The following is a 3,109-nucleotide window of genomic DNA, read 5'->3' on the forward strand; positions in this document are numbered from 1 at the left end:
TTCGGCGCACCCCCTGACCGGGGCGCCTTCCGAGGCCGCGCACCCCGGCATCGCCACCTACGCGCGCCTCGCGGTCTACGCGCCGCGCGGCCCCGCGATCGCGCGCGCCCGCTGGGGCGAGACGACCCGGGTCCTCGGCACGGCCCTCCCCGAGATGCGCGTCATCATGCAGCCCTACGACGGGGACGCGCTGGAGCGCGCCGTCGCGAACGGGCTCGCCGACTTCGTACTGGCGCCCGCGCCGGTGCTGGCGCGTCTCTCCGGGCGCTACCCCATCGAAACCGTCGCGCAGAGCACGGCCGCGGTGCGTGAGAACGATCCGATGGCGGCCTCGGGCGCCGCCGTCATCGTCGCCAACAACGACCCGGCCCTGGTGGTGGGCGACCTGCAGGACCGCATCCTTTGGGCGGCGGGCGACTCCGACGCCGAGGGGTTGGCGGGGCTGCGGCTCATGCTCCGCCGGGAAGGACCCGCCGCCGAACGGCGCTTCACCGAAATCCGCCACATGGGCTATCCGGTCGACGCCGTCGTCTATCAGGTGCGCGCGATGCGCGGCTCCGTCGGGGTCGTGCCGGTGTGCCTCGTCGAATCGATGGTGCGCGAGGGCCTCATCGGCCCCAACGACGTGCGCGTGCTCGGCTCCTCCAACGAGCCGCCCGGGCGCTGCCGTGCCTCGGGCGCCCTATTCCCCGGCTGGGCGCTTGCCTCCGCCGCCTTCACGCCGGAAGCGAAGCGCAACGCCCTGGTCGATGTCCTTCTGAAGCTCCCGCCCGGGCACCCGTCGCTCCTTGCGGGGAGCATCGCCGGGTGGACGCTCCCGCCCACGGGGCCGGCGTCGACCCAGGCCCTCGGGCGCCTTCTCGTGCCGGAACCCACACTCACCGAGCGCGTCGCCGCCTTCATCTCGATACGCCGCACGGAAACCGGACTGATCGCACTCGGCGTCCTCACGTTCGTCATTCTCTTCGCGCTCTACACGGCGTTTCTCCAAATCCGCTTCTCGCGCACGAAGCGTGCGCTCATCCGCACCCACAGCGAGCTCGAAGAAAAGCGAAACGCCCTGGAGCACGCCCAACGCGTGATGTTGGTGGGTGAACTCGGCACGTCGCTCGCGCACGAACTCAATCAGCCGCTCGAGTCCATCCTCAACTACTCGCATGGGTGCCGTGCGCGCGCCGAGAACATCCCGGAAGCCTCGTCTTTGGTCGCGCCCCTCGGGATGGTCGAAAAGGAAGTGAAGCGCGCGGCAGACGTCGTGCGGCGGCTTCGCCGCCTCATCCGCCGCGACGCGCCGTCAAGACGCGAAGCGAGCCCCTCGGCCGTCGTCGACGAAACCGTCGAACTCATGACGGCGGGGCTGCGGCGCGCCGGGATCGACGTCAAGGTCGAACGCGCGGCCCCGGCCCCCGTGTGGAAGTTCGACACGGTCGCGCTTCAGCAGATTCTCGTCAACGTCCTCAAGAACGCGATGGAATCGATCCACGGCGCCGACCCCTCGGTGCGGCCCGCGCACCCGAGCGTGCGCATTTCTGAGACAATGAACGAAAACTTGTGGACGGTCCGCGTCGAAGACAACGGCCCCGGCTTCCCCGAGGGAAGCGACCCCGCCATCGAACCCTTCTTCACGACGAAGGCGAACGGCCTCGGCCTCGGGCTCGCGCTCTGCAGGCAGTGCGCCGAGAGCCTCGGCGGCACCTTCAGGATCGGCCGCGCCGATGCCGGCACCGGCGTCGTCGCGGAACTGCGTCTTCCCGTCGGCGAAGCCGTCCACTCCAGAGAGGATCCCACCTGATGTCCACGGAACAAGCACAGCTCCCGACAGCGGAAGACCGGCCGCAGAACCACGGTCCCGTTTGGATCGTCGACGACGATGACGTCCGTTTTTCGCTCTCCTTCGCGCTGAGCCCCCGCTACGAACCCCAGACCTTCGGTTCCGGGGAGGAGTTCCTCTCCCAAGTCTCGCTCGACCGTCCGGGCTGCCTCATCCTCGACCTGCGCATGCTCGGGATGACGGGGTTGGACGTGCAGAAGCGCCTGATCGAAGCGCAGAGTCCCATCGGCGTCGTCTTCCTCTCGGGGCACGGCGACATCCGCACGGCGGTCTCCGCGATGGAGTCGGGCGCGGTGAGCTTTCTGGAAAAACCCGTCGACCCGGACCTTCTCGCCGCTGCGGTGCAGAAGGCCCTGGACGCCTCCTACGAGCGCCACCGCCGCAAGCACATCCACAAGCTCCTCTCGACCCTGACCGCCCGCGAAATGCAGATCTTCCGCATGGTCTGCCAGGGGCGCAAGAACAGCGACATCGCCGAAGAGCTCTTCGTCTCGAAGCGCACGGTGGAGGTGCACCGCATGCACATCTCGCGAAAGCTCGGCTACGCCGCCCCGATCCGCTTCCTTTGGGAATTGGCGGAATTGGAGGAAGTCACCCCCATGGGGAAGGCCGCGGGCAAGATCGACGCCGCGGATGCGGCCGAGGCGGACGACGCTTCGGAGGAAGACGACGAGGAGTGACCTCGGCCCCGCCCTGAAACGCGAAAAAGCCCCGGCGTCGAAGACGTGCCGGGGCTCTTTCTTCGGCCCGACGGACTTCCGTCAGGCCGAGTTTTTCCGTATTACTTCACCCAAGGGCAGTGCGGACCCGTGCCCGGGCCCCAACCCATGCCGGGACCCATGCCGCGCGGGCCCATCGGGCCGTAGCCGTGATGCGGACCGTAGCCGTGGTAGAAGCCGCGCGGACCCATGTCGACGCCGCAACCCGGACCGCGGTTGGCGCGCGGGCCCATCTGGCCGCGGTGGTTGTATTCGTAGCTCTCCAGCACGTACTTCTGTTCAACGGAGAGGCTCTTCACGAGCGCGGCGCGGGCGTCGCGGATCTTCTTCAGCTGCCCGGCGCACCACTGGCTGCGCTCGACGCGGCGGTCAAGGCGCGACTGTTCGTCGGCCGCGGGGCCCTGGAAGACCGGACGATCGGTCTGGTAGCCGATGCGCGCGGCGACGTAGGCGTCCCAAAGGGGCTTCTGCTCGGCGGTCAACGTCAGGATGTTTTCGATGGCGGCGTAGCCCTGGTAGTAGGGGGCCGTCACCTGCGGGGGCTGCGGCTGCGGAGCGG

At 69.0% G+C, this 3,109-nt stretch carries 2 protein-coding genes and 1 pseudogene; 2 read left to right on the forward strand and 1 reads right to left on the reverse strand.

The window, feature by feature from the left end; all coding sequences use genetic code 11:
• Both HMPREF9440_RS08655 and HMPREF9440_RS08660 read left to right on the forward strand, forming a co-directional pair.
• Window positions 1-1,792 (forward strand): ATP-binding protein (locus tag HMPREF9440_RS08655; protein WP_008543395.1); only part of this gene is annotated, 1,792 nt, incomplete at its 5' end.
• The gene (locus tag HMPREF9440_RS08660; protein WP_008543396.1) at window positions 1,792-2,511 is read left to right on the forward strand and encodes a response regulator transcription factor; all 720 of its coding nucleotides are present in this window, start codon (window positions 1,792-1,794) and stop codon (window positions 2,509-2,511) included. The genes HMPREF9440_RS08655 and HMPREF9440_RS08660, both read left to right, overlap by 1 nt.
• Before the next feature lie 101 nt (window positions 2,512-2,612).
• Here the strand turns inward: HMPREF9440_RS08660 and HMPREF9440_RS08665 are convergent.
• Window positions 2,613-3,109 (reverse strand): annotated as a pseudogene (locus HMPREF9440_RS08665) (hypothetical protein); the annotation flags it as partial.

The sequence above is a fragment of the Sutterella parvirubra YIT 11816 genome (genome assembly GCF_000250875.1).
In the GTDB taxonomy this organism is placed as follows: domain Bacteria; phylum Pseudomonadota; class Gammaproteobacteria; order Burkholderiales; family Burkholderiaceae_F; genus Sutterella; species Sutterella parvirubra.